4 protein-coding genes are annotated in these 2,897 nt (G+C 46.4%); 3 read left to right on the top strand and 1 reads right to left on the bottom strand.

The annotated features are described in order from the left end of the window. Positions 1 to 355, top strand: a 355-nt coding sequence (tnpB, locus tag BM415_RS24565) for an IS66 family insertion sequence element accessory protein TnpB (protein ID WP_024634482.1), incomplete at its 5' end; no start/stop codon positions are given. Positions 356 to 896: 541 nt separating this feature from the next. Here the strand turns inward: tnpB and BM415_RS24570 are convergent. Next, the gene (locus BM415_RS24570; RefSeq protein ID WP_024634481.1) at positions 897 to 1,310 is read right to left on the bottom strand and encodes an IS66 family transposase; all 414 of its coding nucleotides are present in this window, start codon (positions 1,308 to 1,310) and stop codon (positions 897 to 899) included. On the opposite strand from BM415_RS24570, the gene BM415_RS24575 reads away from it, so the two are divergent. Then, on the top strand, positions 1,299 to 1,877 hold the full coding sequence (locus tag BM415_RS24575; protein ID WP_024634480.1) for a TetR/AcrR family transcriptional regulator: 579 nt from the start codon (positions 1,299 to 1,301) through the stop codon (positions 1,875 to 1,877). The genes BM415_RS24570 and BM415_RS24575 overlap by 12 nt on opposite strands. A gap of 68 nt (positions 1,878 to 1,945) precedes the next feature. Continuing rightward, the gene (locus BM415_RS24580) at positions 1,946 to 2,389 is read left to right on the top strand and encodes a DUF488 domain-containing protein (protein WP_024634479.1); all 444 of its coding nucleotides are present in this window, start codon (positions 1,946 to 1,948) and stop codon (positions 2,387 to 2,389) included. The last annotated feature ends 508 nt before the right edge of the window (positions 2,390 to 2,897 follow it).

The raw sequence follows: 2,897 nt of genomic DNA on the forward strand, positions 1-2,897 counted from the left end.
AATGCTAAGCGAGCTGACCACTCAGCAAGTGTATCTGGCATGCGGTAACACGGATTTACGGAAATCCATCGACGGACTGGCTGCTCTCGTCCAAGGAGGACTTGGACTGAATCCGTTCTCCCCATGCTTGTTTGTCTTTTGCAACCGGGGACGGGACAAGCTGAAGATGCTGTACTGGGAGCATAACGGCTTCTGGTTATTTTATCGGCGTCTGGAACGCGGCACGTTCCGCTGGCCGGAAAGCCGTGAAAACAAAGTAACGATCACATATCGCGAGCTTCGCTGGCTGCTCGATGGGCTTTCCCTTACCCAGCAACAAGCGTATAAGCCGGTGGTTGCGGAAAACATGTTGTAACGAGCGAATGTTCGCTATTTCGCCATACCTACGCCTAGGAATCGCCGACTTTATGCCGAAATCAATAGGTATGGAAAATCGAACGGACTCTCTCCCCACAATCGAAGAACTCGAAGCGCAAAACGCGAAACTGGAACAGATGAATGCCGAGCTGTCGGCGAAGCTGAAATAAGGTCAATACGTTCAAGATCCTTTGTTACTAGTCGATTCTAAGAGTAACAAGAATGAAATCCTGATGATCGGGGAACCTTAGATGCATGTACCACCTTGTCCAGTGCTGTGTTTTTTACCGCCATCGTGTGCCTCCATCCATGATGGAGTGCGAGTTAAAAAACGTGTTTACAAGACAGACCAGTCTGTATATAATCAAAGCAAGACAGCCCTGTGTGTTTATATTTGAAATAGCCTCTCGGCATTAGAGTGGGCTTAAAGGGGGAATAGGTCTCGGAAGCCACGTTACTGGACTGGAAAACATGGATAATGAAAACCAGTTTCATAAATGAGCAGACTAACACCATTTTGAACGTTCCATTTTTAAAATTTAAGCGGCAGTGGGATAGAACAGACTCTTCGACGAGTCCCATTCTTCTTTTTGGCTGAGGTACCACGCATCCATGCGAGTTACGGTACTCATCTCATGAAGTGCATCACTGCAGCAAGGACAATACCGTTCTTCTGCCGGCAGTTCATGGACGATGGTTTCAACGGGCAAGTGCTCCAATTTCGCTTCGCGGCCGCCAGTCGGCTTCTTGCGCGTATAGGTCACTTGTTCGACCTCAACCTCAGGTTCTGCCGCCTCCGGAGAGGCAAGCACTTCCGCCTCGTTGAACAAATCGAGCTGATCCGGATGTGTCTTCTCGCTGGAAGCACCGAATCGCTTTTGCTGGGCCAGACGAAACTGCTCCTCGTACCATGTTAAAATGAAGCCATGGAGGTGAAAACGATGAACTCGCAATCAAACGACCGATTGTCAGCGAGGGAAAGACTGCTTGCCGCGGCTAGCGAGTTGTTTTATCAGGAAGGCGTGCACACTGTTGGGATTGACCGTGTGATCGAACGAGCTGGAGTGGCCAAAGCAACCCTCTATAGCAACTTTGGTAGTAAAGATGAGCTCATTCGTGCATACCTCACGGAACGGTACGAGAAATGGAAGGAGCGCATGGAGAATAGACTTGTCGCGTACGAGACGCCACGGGAACGTCTTCTGGGAGTGTTTGACCTGCAAGGAGAGACGTTTAATGGGCCGGGATTTCGCGGATGCGCATTCATGAATGCTAGCGCTGAAAAGCAATCGGGCAGTGCGGTTGAGGAGGTATCCGACATGTATCGTGCTTCGGTACGGACCCTGTTTACTGAGCTTGCACAGGACGCAGGAGCTGTCTACCCTGAAAATCTGGCGACACAACTTGTCCTCTTATTCGACGGAGCTACGGTGGCGGAACGCATGGATCGAAACCCCAAGATCACTAACACAGCTCGTGAGGTCGCCACTAGGTTAATAGACGCGGCTGTAAGTTCCTGACCAATAACGGGTCTCGTGTGGTAGCGGTGCAGGACGAAACAAATTACGTTTTTTTAGGGGCTAAGAATATGAAACAAGAAATTTGTACAATTGGGTTCGCAAAAAAGAGTTTGGAGCAGTTTGTGAACTTAATGAAAAATGCTGGGGTGACTCGTCTTGTTGATACTCGTCTCAACAATACTTCACAATTATCGGGTTACGCCAAGAAAAATGACCTCTCATATGTAATGAGATTGGTAGGAATATCTTATCAGCATGATGTATTGCTTGCTCCAACAGAAAATATTTTTAGCGCATATAAAAAAAAGCAGATGAGTTGGGACGAATTCGAAAAACAGTACGTTGGTTTGCTAGAGAAAAGAAAAATTGAAAACCGGATCAACGATATTTTGGCTGATGAAGTAACATGCTTTTTGTGCAGTGAAGACAAACCCCATCACTGTCATAGGAGATTGCTCGCAGAGTATCTGAATCAGCATAAAAAAGAAATCAAAGTAACTCATTTGGTGTAGTTTTGTTATTTAAGATTTAAGGCTATATAATATATAGTTCCATTGGTTTTAACTATTGGGCTATTTATGTTAATTATGGGTGTGTAAATGACTACCTGTGGGAGAGCGCTTGCATGGCATGCAAGAGGTCAGGGGTTCGATCCCCCTATTCTCCACCAAACCTATTCAGATACGGCAGCGATGCCGATTTTTTTATTTTTGTTACATACTCTATTCATGTGGAGTGCTCAATATTGATGGTGCGAAAAGACTGAGATGTGACAGTATTGCTCAAAGTGAATAGCTAATATTAACTCAAACATTAAGCCCCAGGCTATGCCTGGGTGAACAAAACAGGAAGTGCCGTGAGACATGATGGAAGAAAGTCCTCCTTTGCTATACTGAGAATTGGTTTCACCAGCCAAATTCTCTAGGTAAGCGTCAAGCTGTACCCACCTTCTTACTTAGCATTCGCTATGAGATAATCCTCCTCAGAATCAACAGAGGGAGGATTTTTTCATGGCCAGGG

The organism is Paenibacillus sp. 453mf (genome assembly GCF_900116105.1).
GTDB classification, from domain to species: domain Bacteria; phylum Bacillota; class Bacilli; order Paenibacillales; family Paenibacillaceae; genus Paenibacillus; species Paenibacillus provencensis.